This is a genomic window from Aminobacterium thunnarium, assembly GCF_055390565.1.
Genome location: NZ_AP042412.1, coordinates 1895720 through 1915194, shown reverse-complemented (window position 1 = coordinate 1915194; position 19475 = coordinate 1895720). Strand labels below are relative to the sequence as shown.

Annotated in this window: 18 protein-coding genes and 1 pseudogene; 12 read left to right on the top strand and 7 right to left on the bottom strand. The window is 38.3% G+C overall.

Annotated elements, in window-relative coordinates:
- The first annotated feature begins 2 nt into the window (after nucleotides 1-2).
- The 11 genes from ACZ5GY_RS09440 (at nucleotide 3) to ACZ5GY_RS09390 (ending at nucleotide 11855) form a co-directional block, all read left to right on the top strand.
- Nucleotides 3-1322 carry a lipopolysaccharide biosynthesis protein gene (locus ACZ5GY_RS09440; protein ID WP_464111804.1) on the top strand — a complete coding sequence of 440 codons (1320 nt, stop codon included), beginning with the start codon at nucleotides 3-5 and terminating at the stop codon, nucleotides 1320-1322.
- A 244-nt stretch (nucleotides 1323-1566) separates the two neighbouring features.
- On the top strand, nucleotides 1567-2559 hold the full coding sequence (pseB, locus tag ACZ5GY_RS09435) for a UDP-N-acetylglucosamine 4,6-dehydratase (inverting) (RefSeq protein WP_464111803.1): 993 nt from the start codon (nucleotides 1567-1569) through the stop codon (nucleotides 2557-2559).
- Nucleotides 2560-2592: 33 nt separating this feature from the next.
- Entirely contained in the window at nucleotides 2593-3309 is a 717-nt protein-coding gene (locus ACZ5GY_RS09430) for a cytidylyltransferase domain-containing protein (RefSeq protein WP_464111802.1), read from the top strand.
- Between the two features lie 22 nt (nucleotides 3310-3331).
- Entirely contained in the window at nucleotides 3332-4366 is a 1035-nt protein-coding gene (locus ACZ5GY_RS09425; protein WP_464111801.1) for an N-acetylneuraminate synthase family protein, read from the top strand.
- Between the two features lies 1 nt (nucleotide 4367).
- Nucleotides 4368-4832: a GNAT family N-acetyltransferase gene (locus ACZ5GY_RS09420; RefSeq protein WP_464111800.1), complete on the top strand. Its 465-nt coding sequence runs from the start codon at nucleotides 4368-4370 to the stop codon at nucleotides 4830-4832.
- A gap of 5 nt (nucleotides 4833-4837) precedes the next feature.
- The gene (locus tag ACZ5GY_RS09415; protein ID WP_464111799.1) at nucleotides 4838-5818 is read left to right on the top strand and encodes a hypothetical protein; all 981 of its coding nucleotides are present in this window, start codon (nucleotides 4838-4840) and stop codon (nucleotides 5816-5818) included.
- Between the two features lies 1 nt (nucleotide 5819).
- On the top strand, nucleotides 5820-6947 hold the full coding sequence (pseC, locus tag ACZ5GY_RS09410) for a UDP-4-amino-4,6-dideoxy-N-acetyl-beta-L-altrosamine transaminase (protein ID WP_464111798.1): 1128 nt from the start codon (nucleotides 5820-5822) through the stop codon (nucleotides 6945-6947).
- Nucleotides 6948-7023: 76 nt separating this feature from the next.
- Nucleotides 7024-8553, top strand: coding sequence for a hypothetical protein (locus ACZ5GY_RS09405; RefSeq protein ID WP_464111797.1), 1530 nt, complete (start codon nucleotides 7024-7026; stop codon nucleotides 8551-8553).
- A 297-nt stretch (nucleotides 8554-8850) separates the two neighbouring features.
- Nucleotides 8851-9456: a GNAT family N-acetyltransferase gene (locus tag ACZ5GY_RS09400; protein WP_464111796.1), complete on the top strand. Its 606-nt coding sequence runs from the start codon at nucleotides 8851-8853 to the stop codon at nucleotides 9454-9456.
- A 28-nt stretch (nucleotides 9457-9484) separates the two neighbouring features.
- Nucleotides 9485-10459, top strand: a complete 975-nt coding sequence (locus ACZ5GY_RS09395) for a GNAT family N-acetyltransferase (RefSeq protein ID WP_464111795.1) — start codon at nucleotides 9485-9487, stop codon at nucleotides 10457-10459.
- A 13-nt stretch (nucleotides 10460-10472) separates the two neighbouring features.
- The gene (locus ACZ5GY_RS09390; RefSeq protein WP_464111794.1) at nucleotides 10473-11855 is read left to right on the top strand and encodes a polysaccharide deacetylase family protein; all 1383 of its coding nucleotides are present in this window, start codon (nucleotides 10473-10475) and stop codon (nucleotides 11853-11855) included.
- Here the strand turns inward: ACZ5GY_RS09390 and ACZ5GY_RS09385 are convergent.
- Nucleotides 11831-12317 (bottom strand): annotated as a pseudogene (locus ACZ5GY_RS09385) (integrase); the annotation flags it as partial. The gene ACZ5GY_RS09390 and the pseudogene ACZ5GY_RS09385 overlap by 25 nt on opposite strands.
- 365 nt (nucleotides 12318-12682) lie before the next feature.
- Between ACZ5GY_RS09385 and ACZ5GY_RS09380 the strand changes: the two are divergent.
- Nucleotides 12683-12838 carry a hypothetical protein gene (locus ACZ5GY_RS09380; protein WP_464111793.1) on the top strand — a complete coding sequence of 52 codons (156 nt, stop codon included), beginning with the start codon at nucleotides 12683-12685 and terminating at the stop codon, nucleotides 12836-12838.
- Nucleotides 12839-12926: 88 nt separating this feature from the next.
- Here the strand turns inward: ACZ5GY_RS09380 and ACZ5GY_RS09375 are convergent, their stop codons facing one another.
- From ACZ5GY_RS09375 to wecB, 6 genes are read right to left on the bottom strand one after another with little or no spacing between them, the layout of a single operon-like run.
- Entirely contained in the window at nucleotides 12927-14018 is a 1092-nt protein-coding gene (locus tag ACZ5GY_RS09375; protein ID WP_464111792.1) for a hypothetical protein, read from the bottom strand.
- Nucleotides 14019-14074: 56 nt separating this feature from the next.
- On the bottom strand, nucleotides 14075-15079 hold the full coding sequence (locus ACZ5GY_RS09370; protein ID WP_464111791.1) for a Gfo/Idh/MocA family protein: 1005 nt from the start codon (nucleotides 15077-15079) through the stop codon (nucleotides 14075-14077).
- A 16-nt stretch (nucleotides 15080-15095) separates the two neighbouring features.
- Entirely contained in the window at nucleotides 15096-16415 is a 1320-nt protein-coding gene (locus ACZ5GY_RS09365) for a nucleotide sugar dehydrogenase (protein WP_464111790.1), read from the bottom strand.
- A 33-nt stretch (nucleotides 16416-16448) separates the two neighbouring features.
- The gene (locus ACZ5GY_RS09360) at nucleotides 16449-17222 is read right to left on the bottom strand and encodes an acyltransferase (RefSeq protein WP_464111789.1); all 774 of its coding nucleotides are present in this window, start codon (nucleotides 17220-17222) and stop codon (nucleotides 16449-16451) included.
- 3 nt (nucleotides 17223-17225) lie between these two features.
- Nucleotides 17226-18347: a glycosyltransferase family 4 protein gene (locus ACZ5GY_RS09355; RefSeq protein WP_464111788.1), complete on the bottom strand. Its 1122-nt coding sequence runs from the start codon at nucleotides 18345-18347 to the stop codon at nucleotides 17226-17228.
- Nucleotides 18348-18362: 15 nt separating this feature from the next.
- On the bottom strand, nucleotides 18363-19451 hold the full coding sequence (gene wecB, locus ACZ5GY_RS09350) for a non-hydrolyzing UDP-N-acetylglucosamine 2-epimerase (protein ID WP_464111787.1): 1089 nt from the start codon (nucleotides 19449-19451) through the stop codon (nucleotides 18363-18365).
- Nucleotides 19452-19475 lie beyond the last annotated feature (24 nt).

Below are 19475 nucleotides of genomic sequence, written 5' to 3'. Positions count from 1 at the left end.
GCATGGGTAAGAACGAACGCAAGTTTATTCAATCCTTAACATCTTCATTAAGAAATATATCTCGTTCTAGTCTTTTACGTTCTGCAGGAACGTATGGTTTTTTTTCTCTTCTTAACAACGCGATTCCTTTTTTTTTGCTTCCCTTGTTGACAAGATTTCTTAGTCCGGCAGATTTTGGCTATATAGCTATGTTTGGCGTAATGGTTAATCTGACAGTTCCTTTTGTGGGGCTTAACGGGCCAGGGGCATATTCAAGAGCGTATTTTGCTGAGGATCGTTTTGATGCTTCTGGATACATGGGAATGATTCTACTTTTAGTTTTTATAACAGGGGGTATTGTGGGTGGTTTCTTCTTACTATTTCAAAAAGAAATAGGGAATTTAATCTTTTTCCCAATTCAATGGATATGGACAATACCCCTGCTTTCAATAGCGATTGTGATTACACAATTGGTATTAAAATATTGGCAAGTTAGAGAAAAACCTCGTTCCTATGGTATTTTTCAAAACAGTTTAACTTTTATTGAAGCCATCCTTGCTGTCATCTTTATATTAGTCTTTAGTATGGACTGGAAGGGCCGAATAGTTTCAAGAACTTTTGCTACCTGTTTTTTTGCTTTGCTTGGTCTTTGGCTTCTTAGGCGAAATCAAGGAATTGCTTTAAAATTCAACAAACTGTACCTTAGACATGCATTGCTTTTCGGTATTCCTATGATTCCTCATTCTTTAGGAGGAATATTGAATGTTACAATCGACCGAATTTTTATTACAAAGATGGTTGGTGTTTCTGAGACGGGTTTGTATTCTGTAGGGTACCAGATAGGGTCTATTTTGGTCCTCTTGGCGACGGCATTTAATCAAGCTTATTCTCCGTGGCTTTTTAAAAAACTTAATGAAAAAAACCCTAAATATTATAATAAAATTGTAAAAAACACATATGTTTACTTTGTTTTGATTTTGAGCCTCGCTGTTATCATGGGGGCTTTAGCTCCGATAATGCTGAAGATATTAGTTGGAGTGAATTTCCAGGGTTCGTCTATTTTTATTATTTGGATAGCTTTAGGGGCATCCTTTCGAGGGATGTACTATATGGTTGTTAATTATATATTTTATGTAGAAAAAACGTATATTCTTGCAATGGTGACCTTTTTAGGTGCTGTTTTTAATGTTATTTTAAATTATTTTTTTATCAAATACAATGGAGCAATAGGGGCAGCACAGGCGACATCTTTGGTACACTTTCTTACCTTTTTGATGGTGTGGTTTTTATCTGCTAAAGTGTACCCTATGCCGTGGAAAACATTTTTTAGAAAAGAGGACTAATGTGGAAGACCATAACGTTTGTCGAAGTTATTCCCAACGTGGCTGTTTAATAATAAAATGCCAGCAATTTAACTTGTTGAGAGAGCGTTGAAATGGATTGTTTCGATGGGAATCTTGCAATAACTCATAATGAGATAACATAAAAACTAAAAAGAGCAGGTGTGTTTAACATTCTGCTCTGAATAAGGATAGCAAATAAATTGATTGCTTTTAGGGCTTTATTATTTAGGAGGACTAAAACATTATGTTTGAAGACGCGTCTATACTTATAACGGGAGGTACAGGATCTTTTGGCAACGCGTTCGTTCGTAAGATATTAAGATCCTTTACTCCGAAACGGCTTGTGGTTTATTCGCGAGACGAGCTGAAACAGTACGAAATGCAGCAGGAGTTTTCTTCCCCAGCCATGCGGTATTTTATAGGTGACGTTCGAGACAGTGAACGTTTGCATATGGCCATGAGGGGGATTGATTACGTTATTCATGCAGCCGCATTAAAGCAGGTGCCGGCAGCGGAGTACAATCCCATGGAGTGCATAAAGACAAATGTAAATGGCGCTTTTAATGTTATACAGGCAGCCATATCGAATAGAGTAAAAAAGGTTGTAGCACTTTCCACTGACAAGGCCGCGAATCCCATTAATTTATATGGTGCCACAAAACTATGCTCAGATAAACTCTTTATATCCGGAAATAATTTAGTAGGAAGCCAGGATACGAGCTTTGCCGTTGTACGTTATGGAAATGTGGTTGGCTCCCGAGGTTCAGTCATACCTTTCTTTAAAAAGTTAGCCAATCAAAAAGCGTCGGAAATTCCTATAACAGATCCACGCATGACGCGTTTCCTTATAACCTTAGATCAAGGTGTAGATTTTGTATTGAAGGCCTTTCAACGAATGCAAAAAGGCGAAATTTTTATTCCTAAAATACCATCTGCCAAAATTACAGACATAGCAAAAGCAGTAGCTCCTGACATTCCCATGAAAACAGTGGGCATTCGTCCTGGCGAGAAGCTTCACGAAATAATGTGTCCGAAAGATGAGGCACGACTTGCCCTTGAGTTTGATGATTTTTTTGTAATACGACCGAGCCTGATCTTCTCGAAAGACGTGGATTATTCAGTAAACCCGTTAAGGGAAATGGGCCACGCCGTTCCTGACGATTTTGAATACAGTTCAGGGGCAAATCCATATTTTCTTGACGTATCTCAGATCAGAGAGCTTCTACAAAACGAGTAATACCATTTTATTTTAAAGGCAAGGTTGAATCGCATGAAGAAGGTTGTTCTTATAACACAAGCTAGAATGGGATCTACCCGTCTCCCTGGGAAGATCATGACTCTTTTCCAGGGACATCCATTATTGTATTGGTTTTTGAAACGCGCTCAAATGTCCCAGACAGTATCTCAATTCGTTGTGGCTACTACAGAGAGCGATAGAGATGATCCAATACATGATGTTGTTGTTTCTGACTTTCCCGAAATTCATATTACGCGAGGCAGCGAAAACGACGTTCTTTCCCGATACGCGCAAGCCGCCCAAGAAACGAAGGCGGATATTATTGTTCGAGTGACGTCTGATTGCCCATTTCTGGATTGGGAACTTATAGATAGATGTGTCGAACGATTTATAGAGACTGGATGTGATGCCTTGAGGACGCTTAGAGGCGACTTCCCCATCGGTCTTGATGTAGAGGTTTTTTCACGGCACGCATTAGATAAAGCCAATCAAGAGGCGCGACAAGAAGAGGAAAGAGAGCATGTCGGGCCTTACATATATACCAACCCTGGTTTGTTTGGCATATATTGGCTGCACAGCGAAGGATTACATTGGCCTCCCTGCAGACTGACTTTGGATTATCCGGAAGATCTTACGTTGGTCAACATTCTTTACGAGAAGGTTGGTCCTTTAGCTGAGGCGTATAGGTATAGTGAATATTTACAAAGACATCCTGAAGTGGCAGCGATAAATATGAAGTACCTGAAATAGAAGGAGTAGGGAGGTATTTGATTTGAGGAAGCTACACATTCCATCCACTCATAGATATATAGGAGAGGGAGAGCCGTGTTTCGTCATAGCGGAGATTGGAGCCAACCACAACCGCTCGTTGAACCTGGCCAAAGAGATGATAGATGCTGCTGTAGAAGCTCAAGCAGATGCCGTTAAATTTCAGATCTATTCCGCGGAAACTCTCTACTCTCAAAAAACCCCACGCCATTCCAATTACAAGAAGAATTTATGGGAATTAATAAAAGAGATTGAGACTCCTCGGGATTGGCTTTCCGAATTAAAAAGCTATTGTTTGAAGAAAGATATCATTTTTTTTGCTACACCATTTGACTATCAAGCTGTTGACGAACTTGATGAGGTGAGTGATCTTTTTAAAGTCGCTTCTTTTGAGATAGTCGATCTCCAACTAATAGATTATATTGCAAGAAAAGGGAAACCCATCATCATTTCTACAGGTCTGGCTAACATGGAAGAAATAGAGGACGCATACGTTACGTGCCTGAAAGCTCAAAATCCTAATATAGCTTTTCTTCAATGCGCCTCAATATATCCAGCCCCAGCCCGTATAATGAACCTGAAAGCCATGAAGACAATGTCAAAGGGATTTGATGTGATCACTGGACTGTCAGATCACACGCAGGGAATACATATTAGTGTAGCTGCGGCGGCAATGGGAGCCCGAATTATTGAAAAACATTATACCCTTGATCGGAAGATGGAAGGACCAGATCATCCCTTTGCTATAGAGCCAGAGGAACTGAAAGAACTAGTCAGGCAGATCCGGGATGTGGAAAGCGCGTTTGGAGATGGTTTGAAGCTTGGCCCGAGTGACGACGAGAAGGAGTATTACCAAAAAGCCAGGCGAAGTATTCATGCCAAGACAGACATCCCGAAGGGAACGATTATTACATCTGAAATGTTGGAAGTGAAGAGACCGGGTTTGGGCATCAAACCCAAGTATATAGATGTGGTTGTTGGGCGAAGGGCTCTTGAAGATATAGAAGCCGATAGGTGGATTACGTGGGACGTTATTTAACATGTTTGAGATGAAGATGTCATATAGACGTGCTACACGTAGCGATTGTTCTCTTATATATGAATGGGCGAATGACAGAACTGTTAGAGAAAATTCCTTTACATCTGATTCGATTGAATACGAAGCACACGTGAAGTGGTTCGAAGAGAAACTGAACAGCGCCACTTCTAGAATATATATAGCCTACCTGAACGCGAGGCCGATAGGGCAGATTAGAATCGAGATTGAAAATAGAAACGCGATAATTAATTACAGCGTCGATAGCCAATGGCGCGGGTTCGGGTATGGAACGTTAATGCTTAAAGAGATCAGTGCGGTGTTGGAGAAAGATGGAGTTACTAACATTGATAGAGTTATCGGAAAAGTAAAGTATACGAATATCCCTTCACAGAGGGCATTTATTAAGGCAGGTTATCTTGAGACCGATGTTGGAGATTATAAGGAGTATTCTAAAGAGATCGAGTGATATCCATGGTAAAGAATAATGGTTCTCATTTTTCTTTTATGGTACAAGCTGGCCCATCGATAGGGGCAGGGCATCTATTCAGAAGCCTCACCCTTGCGAAATGTTTAAAACGTAAAGGTTGCATAATACATTGGATTACAAATGAACATGCTGGCGATGTTCTTCATCAGATGAACGAAAGGGCAGCTATTTGCAGAGATATCTTTGACCCTAGGATGCTAGATCGGCTTCCCCAAACGGATTGCTTTTTTGTCGATAGCTATCTCCCTTCGATCAATTATTTGGCGATGCTCAAAGACAAAGCTCCCTTAGTAATTATGGATGATTTTAGAGATCGACCTGTCGAAGAAATAGCTGATGTTCTTATTAACTATAATCTTGGCGCAGACACGATTCCCTATAAAAAGAGAAAAGATCAACTACGTTTATTGGGTCCCCAATATGCTTTTATTCGTGAGGATTATTGGAGTGTCGAAGCAGAAGATAGGGGATATTGTCTTTTTGCTTCAGGTGCTTCCGACATTCTTGATACGAGTCAGGGCATGGTTCAAATGTGGGATTTTCACTGGTTGCCTTTAGTTATCGCTGTGGGTCCAATGGTTTCAAAAGCGCAAAGGTCACACATAGAAACGTTGTCTGCTGCGAAGTCAAATGTTGCAGTGGTTTATGCGCCTCCAGACTTCCCATCTTTGGTAGCGAAGGCACGTTTTGTAATTTGCACTTCGAGCGTGACAGCCTATGAAGCTCTCTCCGTGCAAAAACCGATATCAGTTTTTCAAGTTGCGGACAACCAGGTTTTGGTCGGAGAAGCAATAGAGGCTCGAGGGGTGGGCAGGAATTTAGGTTTTTGGGGAACATGGGGGACGGCGGATCTGAAAAAAGTTGTTGCGGCCCCTCTTGTGCCCCCTCCTTTCGTGGTAAATCGTTATGGAGCGGAATTAACCGCAGAAATACTTACAAAGTGGTTGGGGGGAGAACGTAAATAACATGAAATATATTCCTTATGGGCATCAGACAATAGATGACGAGGATATTCAGGCAGTCATTAGCGTACTGAAAGGTGACTGGCTTACTCAGGGCCCATTGGTGAGTCAGTTTGAAGAGGCTATAGCGGAATACGTTGGTGTAAGATACGCCGTTTCCTTTGCGAATGGAACGGCAGCGTTGCATGGTGCATACTATGCGGCTGGCCTTCAAGATGGAGATGAAGTCATTACATCCCCTATTACGTTTGCGGCAACAAGCAATGCGGCTGTCTATCTTGGAGGGAGCCCCGTTTTTGCGGATATCTCCCCTGACACCTATTGTATTGACCCCGAAGCAGTATCTCAAAGAATAACATCAAAGACAAAAGTAATAGCTCCGGTAAGCTATGCAGGGTTCCCTGTCGATATCCAGCGTCTTCGCGCCATTGCTGACGAAACAGGAGCTATTATTATTGAGGATGGCTGTCATGCGCTGGGAGCGACCAGAGACGGTCGGAAGGTTGGTTCGGAAGCGGATATGACCGTTTTCAGCTTCCATCCAGTGAAGCATATTACCACTGGGGAAGGAGGCATGGTTGTTACCGATAACCCTCTTTTTGCGGAGCGGCTTCGTCTCTTCCGATCTCATGGGATAACGAAAGATGAAGCAAAAATGGAGAGGCAATCTCAAGGACCTTGGTACGCCGAGATGATTGATTTGGGATATAACTATCGTCTCACTGATCTTCAATCTGCTCTTGGCTTTTCTCAGTTGAAGAAACTCGATCGCTTTCTTGAAAAGAGACGCGGCATCGCTCAACGTTACAATGCGGCTTTAGCCACTGTGGAAAATATAAAAATACCTCCATCTCATTCGGGTCATGCCTATCACCTCTATCCCCTCTGGGTTGAGCCATCGAGGAGAAAACATGTTTTTGAGTTTTTGAGAGAGCATCGCATAGGTGTTCAGGTCCATTATATTCCTGTGTACCTTCATCCCTATTACATGAACACATTTGGATTTAAGAGCGGAGAGTGCCCATGCGCAGAACATTTTTATGCGGGAGAAATCTCTTTGCCAATATTCCCGGCCCTTGCAGAGCACAATGTAGAGTATGTTTGCGATAAAGTAAAGGAGGCTGTTTGTTGAAGAAACAGCCCTTAAAATAATTTGAAATCGATAATATTTTTGCATACAAGAGAAACTGTAGAGGTGAAAAAGTTTTATGGAAAGAGAAAAAATAATGGATTTTTTGAATTCTGTAGAGGACTCTTTGCCAGTTAACCAGTGGAAATGGGATGGAATAGATGTATGGCCATTATTTCGGGTATTGGTATATTTCCAAAACATTCAGAGAGAAGAATCTCCTCAAGCTGATTCAAAATTTTATAGTTGCTATAAAAAAGCCAAATCAGCTTGTTCGTCTCTAGTATCCTACTATAAAGCTTCATTTGTTGACAGAAAAAAATGCGATTATTGTGAGGGAAAAAGAGATATAGTGTTTATAACAGACGCCCTTTCTCGAGTAAAAGCTAATCGTTTTTGGTATTTAAGGGTATATGATCCTATTGCTAAAGCTTTTAAAGCAGGAAATCTGTCGCTTCTCTGCTTAGAATTTACACGGGGGGGGGAATATAGGTTACCGCGTTACTCCCCATCGCGGTTAATAGATAAAGATTTGTTAATGATTAGGTGGACTTCTTCTATTTTTAAAACGGTATGCTTAGATGATTCTTTTCCCTATTTCTTGGAACAAATAAATCTTTTAACAAAAAAAAATGGAGAAGGCCTAAAATTTCCATCGAAGGAAAGGCTTTACTTATTGTTGCGCTATATAAGAAACTTGGCGGAATTTTACAAAAAAATATTTTTAAAGATTACTCCTTCAGTTGGTATGGTTACTTGCTATTATGGTTTAATAGGTATGGCATTTATTTTAGCATGTAATGAATTTGGCATTCCCTCGATTGATATCCAACATGGTGTTCAGGGAGATCTCCACGTTGGTTATGGACGTTGGAACGCCGTCTCCGACGATGGTTATAACTTATTACCGGATTTCTTTTGGTGTTGGTCAGATGATGAAGCACATAATATTTATTCATGGAGCGGTGATAATTCTAAAAGGCATAAGCCAATTGTAGGGGGGAATCTTTTTTTAGAACAAGTACAAAGAGGAGAAATTTTTTTTGAGGAAGAAGAGAATCTTAAAAAGGAAATTAATAAAAGTTTCTTCAAGAAACATATATTGGTTACCCTTCAGCCGATAAATTACATAGAAACACTTAATAAACTTTCTAATTGTATAAGGAATAGCCCTAAAGAGTGGATGTGGTGGATTAGATTGCATCCAGGGATGCTTTTTAAAAAAGGAGATGTTATGCGGTTTTTGGAGAAAAAAGTGAATTCATTCAAAAACATCAATATCGCTAAGGCTACGGATTTGCCTCTTTATCTTTTACTAAAATATATGGATGTTCATATTACCTCCTCTTCTTCTTCTGTAATTGAAGCTGAAGAATTTGGAGTGCAATCGATCATTATTGATCAACTTGGAGCTTCTTATTATAAAAAACAAATAGAACGTCAAAAAGCAATATATAGAAGAGATGACAAATCTATTATTAATGCTCTTTTAAAGATAGAAAGGAATGGGAGCTTACACAAGACTACAAATAAGGGAAAAACTCAGGAAACTATAGCTAAAATAATGAATTTAGTGTATAACCATGGACACAAAAATTTAACCTCATAAGCAGAAAAAAAGAATCCTTATAATAATGCATGGTGTGTATTGAGTCTTTTCATTCTATTTTGAAAAAAGAAAAAATCAATATCCTAGAGAAGGATATTTAGTGTTGTCCGAAAACTCTCTTTGTATATATCATCTCTAAATATAACAGGAAAAGAGTTCACGATGCTTTCGACTATTTGCATGATATCCCTTAACAAAAAAGCGCGGGAAGTAAATCTTGTGAGTTTTTGTTATTTAAGGTATATCTCATTCTTAAATTAAGATATACATAATTTTGCAAAAATAGGGGATGAGTAAATGATTTTACAAGGATACTTTGAACGAGTTAAATTAATTATAAGTTTTTTTTTTATTATCCGAAATTTTTACACGGCATCGTTCCTTTCTGCCATTGTTAAAAAAGAGGTTAATGACATTGAGTTTTTGCCATGTAAACCTCGACTTGTTCCTTATGTTGCCAATCTTTACTCGTTATTTCATTCCGGCCTAAATCTAGGAAAAGCAAGACGTTTGTTATTATATTTATTAGGCCAAAAGGTTTGTATAGTTGTCTGCGATCGGCAAACTCAAAAAATAGTTGGTTATTCTTTGTTCTATTTTAATATTCGTGATTGCAAAGAACGAACGATACACGAGGGGGATACTGGCCTTTTGTCAGAATTTAGAGGAAGAGGTCTTGGTACAGAGTTGAGACGTCATGCGCTTTACCATTTTGCTCGCAGCTCTTTTTTGAAAGGGGTATCTTCTCGTGTTAGTTTAAATAATGTAGCTTCTCTTAAGAGTAACAAGAATCTTGGTTTTGAAGTAGTAGAGAAATATTTTGATCCCTGCATGAACGAAGAAAGAGTCTACCTCGTTTGTGATTTAGAACCATATCGTGAAAAAAGAAAAGTGCGTGAATAATGTAAAGTAATGAAAGGAAATGGTACATATGATGCATGATACTCTTGCTGCAGCTTTGGTCACACAGCGATCGGCTTTATTTCTTGATGGTTGGTTACGTTTTAATGAAGAAAAGTGGGGATATAAAGCTGAAAGGGTGTTTTATGAATTACCAGGGAAAGATCTTCCTAAATTAGAAGCAGTTTTTTATTTAGATAAACAGGGACATGTAGTTTTGCCACCAAGGAACCCTTATTTACCGTTGCAGTTTTTCCCTACCCCGACAGAGCAACTTCATAGGCTCTCTGCACAGTGGGTACAAGTGGCAGGATTGCTTGCTACCGATTTGTTAAAAAGAGGTTTTCGGGGAACGATAGCTTTCCCTCCCGGTTTCATAGATGGTCGGGTTTTTCAGTGGAACGGATTAAATATTGGAATAAAATATACTTTTGCTACATTTTTACCTGTTAACGTTGAAATTTCGGATTCCAGTGTTCGTAAAAATATTAAGAAAGCAACACGCGAAGGATATAATGTTAAAGTGACACAAAACTGGGATGATGTGTATTATTGTTTGTCAAAAACTGAAGAAATAAAGAAGTTTTCACATATGACCCCTCCAGAAGATCTTCTTTTATGTTCCCAGTACTTGGGAAAAGAGTCTGTTCGCGGATACGTTTGTTATACCCAAGAAGGCGAACCTGTCTCTGGACAAATAAAATTATTTCTAGCTGATGGAGTTTCAATTGATTGGTCCGCAGGCAGTGATCGCCAGCATATTAAATTGGGTGTTAATCAATTAACGTATGCTGAAAGTTTTAAAGATATGGCCAAAAATGGAGGAAAACTTTTTGATTTCGTAGGTGGCAATATAGAAGCTGTTGCTAATGCGAAAGCTACATGGGGATTCCCTCTAATGCCTTATCTTACGTTAACACACGATAGCGTTGCTAGAAAAATATATCGAGTAATAGTTCCAAAATCTATAAAACCTGTAATTCGTAACTTTTTCAAGGGATTTTAAAAAAGGATAAGCTATGATTAAGATAGATGTGCCTATTGGCTTTAAAGAAGAAACGAAGTATATTCTAAAGGTCATTTTTGAAGATTTTTTAGGTGTGCCATATAGCCTTTCCCTTTCAGACGGAAAGTATTTTGTTGTATCTATGAATAACAGTCAATGTAAGATAAGTGTTGAGGGAATGTTCCAAGCTGTGAATCCATGGAGTAGTGAAGAGAAAATTAAGCCAGTGCCTCTTTACATGGTAAAAACTCCTATTTTGAGTGGTAGAGATGATTTAAGTTCTATAGAAATACCTTTATGTGGCATAGATATAGGAAACCCCCTTTTAGAGATTAATAAAGAACAAATTTGTCTAAATTTTGACCTTTTTGGAAGTGCGTTCTATTTCCTTTCTCGCATGGAAGAGTACGTAAGCACAGAGCGAGATTGTCACGGGCGGTTTCCAGCTATAGCATCACATGGGTATAAAAATAATTATTTACATAGGCCAGTTGTAAATGAATATATTGAAATTCTATGGTGGTGTATGAAAAAGCTCTGGCCTAGATTAGAGCGCAAACAAAGATCATTTGCTATGAAGTTGACCCATGATGTTGATTCCCCTTTTGAGAACGTGTTTAAGCCTTTATGGGCATGTGTAAGGTCTTTGGGCGCTGATATTATAAAGAGACATGATTTGACACGTGCTATTGATAGGACATTACGTTGGATTGACGTTAAAAAAGGACACGTAGAACGTGATCCTTTTTATACTTTCAAGTTGATTATGGATATAGGAGAATCTGTTGGAAGCAAAGATGCTTTTTACTTTATTCCTCTCAATAAGATTCATTTTGATGGGGATTATGACATTAAGCACCCAAAGATAAAAAACATTATAACGTTCATTCATAATCGAGGGCATGAAATAGGCTTCCACGGTAGTTATGAGACATATCGCGATTCAATGTTGACACAGAAAGAAAGTGCTACTTTGCAAGAAGTATGTGCATCTCTTGGCATAGAACAGCCGGTATGGGGTGGACGTCAGCATTATCTGCGATGGGAGGCTTCTACGACATGGCGTAATTATACAGAGGCTGGGCTAAATTATGATACGACGCTTTCTTACGCGGATTATGCTGGTTTTAGATGTGGTACATGTTATCCCTTTCAAGTATATGATTTAGAGAAAAGAAAACCATTAAATTTATGGGAACATCCATTAACGACAATGGAGTGTTCTTTGTTTGATGAAAGATATATGAATCTTCCGTATGATGAAGCCTTTGATTATGCGAAGAAATTAAAAAATATCTGTAAAAAGTACAATGGTGAGTTTGTTCTACTCTGGCATAATAGCCATTTTGTTCTTCCAGAAGAAATAGAATTTTATAAGGAGCTTGTTATGTGGTAGTTTTTGGTTTCTTTTTCAAAAAGGACAAAGGTCTTTATAGCCATTCCTAAAAATAGCCATATGTAAGGGACCATAGTTTGCTTTCTTATAACGTGATAAAGTGGATGGGGGAATCCCAGTCAGTATGATTGGCTTCCGCCAATTCGAAAATGAGTAGATTTACTCTGTCCAAGAGCAGTAGTGGAATAGAGGCAGCGACTTTTGAACTGACTAAAGAGAGCTCGTATATTTTTTCGTCCATTTCTTTTCCTACGTGTGACTGTTTCTGATTGTAATATTTTACCCAGTTTGTAGCGGAAATCATAAAGGTTTTACGAGATGTGATGTAGGGAACGTAGGAATATACAATTCCTTATCATCAGTACGATGGCTTCGCTCTCCAAAACCTTGGACTCCCTTCTACCCTTTAAGGATGGAGAGGAGCGTAATGACTTTTTCTTCCATGACGGCTCTCTTCCTGCTTCATCCCCCGTCTCCGAACACACTTCCATAGCGGAAATTTCTTAGCAAGTGATATCAGCCCAAAATGGTGCACTGATAGTACGTATATCCCAAAGGGTCAAAGGGGCTGGATATACCTTACATTCGCAATGGACATTCACAGCAGGAAGATGATTATCGGTTATACGTATGGCATGGCACACCATTCATGAGCAACGATTTAGCCGTCAAAGCAGTGAAAAATGCATGCGTAAAAGTGAAAAAACGAGCAGTATTATATTGCACAGTGATCTAGGAATTCAATATACAGGCGGTCTTTTTGAAAGCTATCTTTGCTCTAAGGGCATTATTCATTCTTTTAGCAGAAAAGGGAATCCTCTATGATAATGCCTGTGTCGAGCCTTTTCTTTACTGTTTTAAAGAAAGAAGAAGTCCATCACCGTAGATATCAATACCATTTGGCTTTGCTTGAGAAGTGCTCTTTGAATATATTAAACCGTGGTACAACAGGAAAAGGATTCATGGCACTATCAACTACATAACGCTACAAGCTTTGTAAGATGTTGCATAGAGAAAACGCTATAAATAAAACTTTATGTGCCTACACTTTTATTTGTTTTTTTACTTGAGCTAATTAAAAACAAAGTAAAAAAAAAGGAAGTCGTATGGCTGAATAAAAGCTACTGTATCTGTTGAAACTCTAAGAAAGAGTGCAAGAGCAACAAAAAAAAATAAAGGCGTATTTTTGCTTTTCCTAATAACTCCTTTTATTATTAAAAAAATGATGAAGACACTACTTATCCCAACTCTATAATGAAGCTGCAAAAATGAATTATGTAGGTTAAAATGCCAACGCCCCATAAAAGGATCATCTTTAATGTTAAAACCAAAAATAATGTCCTTTACGTTTTTTAAGTTATCGAAATAGTTCTTAATTATACTTATTCGGTGACTTTCACGGAGCCCTTCATATGAAAATCTTCTAATAACTCCCTTAATGCTAGCTTCTTGGAAGTGTATAAATAGAAACATTAACAATGTAAGAGAAATAAATACTCCAAGAACGTAAAAAAGTTTTTTCCAGTTTTTTTGATCGCGAAAATTACAAAATATTATTCCACAAAATAAAATACCAGTTGCTGTTATCCCGCTTCTGCCTTGAGCCCAAATTGATATTAAAAAACTAAAAAAAGCAGGCCAAAGAGGGTAGTTGTGACGTATTTTCTCTTGTGTAAAAATAAAATAAAAAAGAGAAGTCCCTGTTAAAACTAGCCACGAAAAAGTATTTCTACTCGACTTGGGGAAAAATTGATTAGGGTTTACGCCGTATAACATTAAAAAAAAACAAAGAGTAAAAAGCCCAATTAAATAAATTTTAGGTACTTTTTTTGATATAGGTTCTTGATTTAAAATATATGCAAGACATATGTTAAGAATTGATAACGCTACCAAGTGAAAACTCTCTACAAGTTCTTGCCCCTGTACTATGGAAGAACTAAGAATTGTAATGGAGAAAAATAGGGTAAAGAAACATAACGAGGCGATATTCTCAATTTTTTTTTGGGTGGCAAAATATGCCAGAATAAAAAAAGGAGACATTATTATTACACATTTAAAAAATATAGATTTATCGAGGTATAAAAAGAAAATGCTTATTAAATATATCAATAAAAAAATAGCCAATGCTTTTTGTCGAAGTTTATGCGTTTTTTCATTTAGCATAGATGAATAATCCTTCCTTATTGACTTTTTTGTATATAAAAATTAATAATTTAGTGCTATTTAAAGACTTTTTTATACGCTGCTTCTATAATCTCCACAGTTTTTCGTGCCTCTCGCCCTGTAACTATAGGATACGCTTTGCCATCTAGAACATCTATAACGTGCCCATAGTAATCAAGGTGTCCAGAACCATAGACACTCTTGGGGGTAGTGTTAACGGCATTAATGGCTTCGTCCATGGGATCGTTATCGGCAAATTGCCACGTTTCAATTTTATTCATGGCAACCCCGCCAATTCGTACAGTTCCCTTTTCTCCGAGAATAGTGATGCTGCCTTCAAGGTTTTTCGGATAGGTAAGTGTCGTGACATTTATGGAGCCAAGAGCACCACTTCTGAATTTAATATTCACAACTATAGTATCTTCTGCTTCAATTCGCCGTGCGAGAGTAGAACTAAAGGCACTCACCTTTTCTACAGAGCCACCCATCCACTGAACCATATCCACATAATGAGCGGCCTGATTTGAAAGGCATCCGCCGTCAAAATCCCAAGTTCCTCTCCATTTGGCTTGGTCATAGTAGTCTTGTGGGCGGGTCCAGAATACATTAGATGTAATCATATAAATCTGACCAAAGCGATTAGCTTCAAGAGCTTTACGCAAAAGTTGAATAGTCTTATTAAAACGGTTTTGTTTCACTACAAGATAATAGACGTGTGCTTTATCACATGCTTCTATAGCTGCATCTACTGATTTTAAAGATGTGCCTGCCGGTTTTTCGCTAAGAACATGTTTCCCTGCATGTGCTGCCATTGTCACATGGTCTGGATGAAGACCGGAAGGAGTACAAATCGAAACGATGTCAAACTTTCCATCGTTGAGCATTGATGCATAATCGTAATATGGAACGCACCCTGTTTGAGAAGCCACAGTATCGGCCTTTTCTCGAACAAGATCGCAACAGGCAACAATTTCTGCTTTGCCTTCTTCTTTTAATTTTGCTAAAGCTTCTATATGATTTTTACTTATTCGGCCGCAGCCAAGCAGGGCAAATTTATACATAATGGATAACTCCTTTTTATAAAATATGCAAAGTTTCTAATGCTTCTGGTTTTATATTAAGAATTTGACTCAAAATATTCTTAGTATCGAAGATTAATTGAGCATTCTTTGCAATAAGCTGATAATCAACATTTTCTTTATGAGCTGTTGTGATGATTACTACATCTGCTTTTTGTATAACTTCTTTTGTAAGAGGTGTAGAAAGTACTTTTTTGTCATTCCATATTACAGAGGGGCAACAAGGGTCGTAATAACTAACGATAGCTCCCTTTTTTTCAAGAAGCTGCCAAATCTTTAGGGCTGGAGATTCTCGAAGGTCGTCAATATCTCCCTTATAAGCTACACCACAAAGAAGAACAGTGCTGTTTTTAAGGGGCTTAGCCCGTTCGTTAAGAAGGTTCATAAGCCGTTCTACAACGTGTTCAGGCATAGAGTCGTTAATTTCTCCCGCAAGTTCAATAAGACGAGTATGGTAATCATAGGCTCTTGCTTTATAAGTGAGATAGAAAGGGTCTATGGGGATACAATGCCCACCGACTCCAGGCCCTGGGAAGAAGGGGACAAAGCCAAAGGGTTTTGTTGAAGCTGCATTGATAACTTCCCACACATTAATGCCCATTTTATCGCATACTATAGCCATTTCGTTAGCTAGAGCGCAGTTAACAATACGGAAAGTATTTTCAAGAATTTTCGTCATCTCTGCTTCTTTAGGAGAAGAAACAGCAAAAACAGGAGCATTGAGTACTGCTTCGTATAAAGCCTTTGCATGTTCTGTGCATAAGGGTGTGCATCCACCAACAACTTTAGGCGTGTTTTTAGTTTTATATAAGTGGTTCCCGGGGTCAACGCGCTCTGGAGAAAAAGCTAAATAAAAGTCTTCACCTACTTTTAAACCTTTTTCTTCAAACAGAGGTAAAAGCACTTCTTCTGTTGTGCCAGGATATGTTGTTGATTCTAAAACTATAAGCATTTCTTTATGTATATGATTTGCTACAGATTGTGCTGAACTCACCACAAAAGAAAGATCAGGCTGTTTAAATACATCTAATGGAGTAGGCACACAAATAGCAATGACGTCACATTTGCCAATATCAACAAAATCACTGGTAGCATGCAAGTGCCCCGAAGCGACTAACTCTTTAAGCTCTTGGGGAATAATATCCCCTATATAGTTTTCTCCCTTGTTTACTTTCTCGACCTTCTCCGATTGAATATCAAAACCAGTTACGTGAAATCCGGCTTTTGCTTTTTCAACTGCTAAAGGAAGGCCAACATAACCAAGGCCAATAACACCAACAGAAGCAGTTTTTGATTTAATTTTTTGAAGTAACGTCATATTTACACCTCTATATGCAAAAATAAAGTTTATCTATTTATCAAAAAAGATTTGATTTTCTATAAGCTGTTCTTCTGGAACGTCTCGTAAGTATCGAGCAGGTGTTCCGGCAACGATAACCCGAGGCGGAATGTTTTTTGTAACAATAGATCCAGCTGCTATTAGAGCATCTTCCCCTATTTCTAGACCAGGTAACAGGGTCGCGTTGGCTCCTATTCGTGTCCCACGACGAAGGGTGGGGCCTGCAAAATAATTTTTACGTTCTTCCGTTCGCCCAAGAAAATTATCATTTGTAAAAGTTACTTCAGGGGCAATAAAACAGTAATCTTCTATAGTTGACATAGCTGTTATATACGCTTCTGTTTCTATTTTGCACTTTCGGCCAATGGAAACTTTATTTTCAACAGTAACACCTCGTCCAATAATAGTGAGCTCGCCTATTTCGACATCTTCTCGAATAGAAGCCATATCACCGACAAAAACTTGATCGTGAAGAACAGCGCCTCGATAAACAATACATCCTGCTCCAACTGTAACGGCCTTTCCCAAAATAAGAGGAGGTAGTTCTCGTTCTTCACCTGTTGTAGCAGAAAGAGAGGCCTTTGCCGGTTTTTTGCCTAAAACGACGTTATCCATTATCTTACAGAAGCTTTCTATATGTACACCTGAATGAATGATGACATTATGCCCGATTTCAACGTTGTCTTCTATAACGACATTTGATTCTATGATGACGTTGTGGCCTAAAGATACATTTGTACCTATTTGTGCCTGAGGAGAGATTAATTTATATTTACTATTCTCCATATTTTACGCTCCTTCTCCGAGCAGTTTCTTGTAAAAAGCCAGAAGCTTCTCATTTTCTTTTTCCCAATTATAGGTGTTTTGCACAGCTTTAAGCCCATTTTCCCCCATTTTTTCTGCCTCATTTGGGTGGTTTAAAATCCATTCCATTGCCTCGGCAATCTCTTGGGGACACAGAGGATTTACAAGTAATCCACATTGAGCTCCTTCTATGATCTGACGCCATAAAGGGAAGTCTGATGCTATAACAGGAATACTAGCAGACATATATTCGAATAATTTTACTGGATAGGCGTCAACGTAATTAAGAGTTGGGTGTAATAAGACAAGTCCTGCTTTTGCCTTCGCCAATATTTCAGTAACTTTTTCCCTACTTACAAGGCCTTCATATTGCACCTTTCCCCATCCGTTAAGAGATTTCACTTGCTCATATAAACTTTCTGGGCTAAATTTCCCGCCAAGTATAAGTTTTACATGAGTTGATTCTATGTGTTCTATTGCTTTTATCATTTCGCTGATGCCGCGAATGGTAGTTATCCCACCTATGTAGGCAAAGTAAGGATGTCGATTTGCATAATTTTTAGTCTCTATAGAAGCCAATTCTCCTAGTAGTGGGAAATTTTGAACTAATATCGTTTTGTAAGAAGGAAAACGTTTTTGTATTAATGGAGTTACGACGATTACTCCATCAAAAAATTTTGTTCCTACCCATTCAATAAATTCAGCTATAGAAGCAACAATTTTTCGACTCCATAGCGGAAGCCAACCTTTTGTTAATATTTGGCGAGGAAGGTCTTCATGCACGTCGTATACTACCTTTTTCCCCATAAGTTTAAGTATAAGCCCCATAAGGATAAGTTCAGGATCATGAAAATGATAGAGAGAAGCTTTTAGTTTAAGAGCTTCTTTTAGTGCATGCCATTGACCACGTGCCAGACGGAGAAAACGGCTATGTTCTTTGGGGATGAATTTTATATTCACAGAAACGTCTGTTAGAGGCATAGAAGTTTCTGGAGCAATCAGAAACACTTCATAGCCTGACTGACTCAATGATTGGCATTCTTTTATAAAAATTCGAGTATCGTATGCAGAGTGCACAGTTGTAATGTGACAGATTCTTTTTCCCATTGTTTTTGGAAGACCTCATTTATTTAAATATGACATAATGTTTTTAACGATAACTTTAGCGGCTTTCCCATCTCCATAAAGATTCTCTGGGTATATGGTAGACTTATTTTTTAAGAAATAAGGTAAAAGTTCTTTTGCTTCATTTGCAGACACAAGTTGATTCCAGCCTGATTCTATGATTTCTCTCCACCCTGTATCGGGCATAATTACAGCGGCTTGTTTTTCTGCAAAGTAGGCTTCTTTTTGTAGGCCGCCACTATCTGTAATTACATTTGTGCATCCTTCCAGAAGTCCCATAAGTTCTAAATAACCGACGGGTGGAATGATATTCATAAAAGTTAGGTATTTAGTAAGGTTAAATTCTTCTATGCGGTTTCGGGTTCTTGGGTGCATTGGAAAAATCAAAGGGAGTTTCGTTTCTTCTGTAAAACCTTTGAGCCCTTCCAGAATAGAAACGAGATTTTCTTTATTATCTACGTTAAAGTCTCGATGAAGAGTTATAAGCGTATATTTGCCCTCTTGAAGATTGAAATTTTGCAGCATTTTCTCTTTTAAAAAACGAGGTTTCATTTGGAGAAAGAGATCGTACATAATATCTCCAGAAATAAAAACCCCCTTTGTTATATTTTCTTGCTTAAGGTTTTGACTGGAAAGCTCAGAGCAACAAAAGAGAAGAGAGGACATATGGTCTGTTACGACTCGGTTTATCTCTTCAGGCATGTTTTTAGGTTCTTGCCGAATTCCTGCTTCAATATGAGCTATAGGAATCTTAAGTTTAGCAGCAGCTAATGCTCCAGCTACAGTGGTATTTGTATCTCCATATACAAGAATCATATCAGGTCTTTCTTGAAGAAGTATATCTTCAAATTTATCTAGCATTGCTGCAGTTTGTTTGCCGTGGCTAGAAGATCCGATTCCTAAAAAGTATCGAGGAGTTGGAATTTGTAGCTCTTGAAAGAAAAGATCTGATATGTTGGCATCATAGTGTTGGCCAGAATGGACCAAGACATGGTTCCATGCGTTAGTTTTATATACTTCAGATGCTATAATGGCTTCTTTTATAAATTGAGGGCGTGCCCCTACGAGTGAAATAACTTTATTCATTTAGAATTTATCTCCTGTTCTTTA

Coding starts and splice junctions, on each gene's coding strand:
- ACZ5GY_RS09440 (WP_464111804.1), top strand. CDS start 3: ATGGGTAAGAACGAACGCAAGTTTATTCAATCCTTAACATCTTCATTA.
- pseB (WP_464111803.1), top strand. CDS start 1,567: ATGTTTGAAGACGCGTCTATACTTATAACGGGAGGTACAGGATCTTTT.
- ACZ5GY_RS09430 (WP_464111802.1), top strand. CDS start 2,593: ATGAAGAAGGTTGTTCTTATAACACAAGCTAGAATGGGATCTACCCGT.
- ACZ5GY_RS09420 (WP_464111800.1), top strand. CDS start 4,368: ATGTTTGAGATGAAGATGTCATATAGACGTGCTACACGTAGCGATTGT.
- ACZ5GY_RS09415 (WP_464111799.1), top strand. CDS start 4,838: ATGGTAAAGAATAATGGTTCTCATTTTTCTTTTATGGTACAAGCTGGC.
- pseC (WP_464111798.1), top strand. CDS start 5,820: ATGAAATATATTCCTTATGGGCATCAGACAATAGATGACGAGGATATT.
- ACZ5GY_RS09405 (WP_464111797.1), top strand. CDS start 7,024: ATGGAAAGAGAAAAAATAATGGATTTTTTGAATTCTGTAGAGGACTCT.
- ACZ5GY_RS09400 (WP_464111796.1), top strand. CDS start 8,851: ATGATTTTACAAGGATACTTTGAACGAGTTAAATTAATTATAAGTTTT.
- ACZ5GY_RS09395 (WP_464111795.1), top strand. CDS start 9,485: ATGATGCATGATACTCTTGCTGCAGCTTTGGTCACACAGCGATCGGCT.
- ACZ5GY_RS09390 (WP_464111794.1), top strand. CDS start 10,473: ATGATTAAGATAGATGTGCCTATTGGCTTTAAAGAAGAAACGAAGTAT.
- ACZ5GY_RS09380 (WP_464111793.1), top strand. CDS start 12,683: ATGCCTGTGTCGAGCCTTTTCTTTACTGTTTTAAAGAAAGAAGAAGTC.
- ACZ5GY_RS09375 (WP_464111792.1), bottom strand. CDS start 14,018: ATGCTAAATGAAAAAACGCATAAACTTCGACAAAAAGCATTGGCTATT.
- ACZ5GY_RS09370 (WP_464111791.1), bottom strand. CDS start 15,079: ATGTATAAATTTGCCCTGCTTGGCTGCGGCCGAATAAGTAAAAATCAT.
- ACZ5GY_RS09365 (WP_464111790.1), bottom strand. CDS start 16,415: ATGACGTTACTTCAAAAAATTAAATCAAAAACTGCTTCTGTTGGTGTT.
- ACZ5GY_RS09360 (WP_464111789.1), bottom strand. CDS start 17,222: ATGGAGAATAGTAAATATAAATTAATCTCTCCTCAGGCACAAATAGGT.
- ACZ5GY_RS09355 (WP_464111788.1), bottom strand. CDS start 18,347: ATGGGAAAAAGAATCTGTCACATTACAACTGTGCACTCTGCATACGAT.
- wecB (WP_464111787.1), bottom strand. CDS start 19,451: ATGAATAAAGTTATTTCACTCGTAGGGGCACGCCCTCAATTTATAAAA.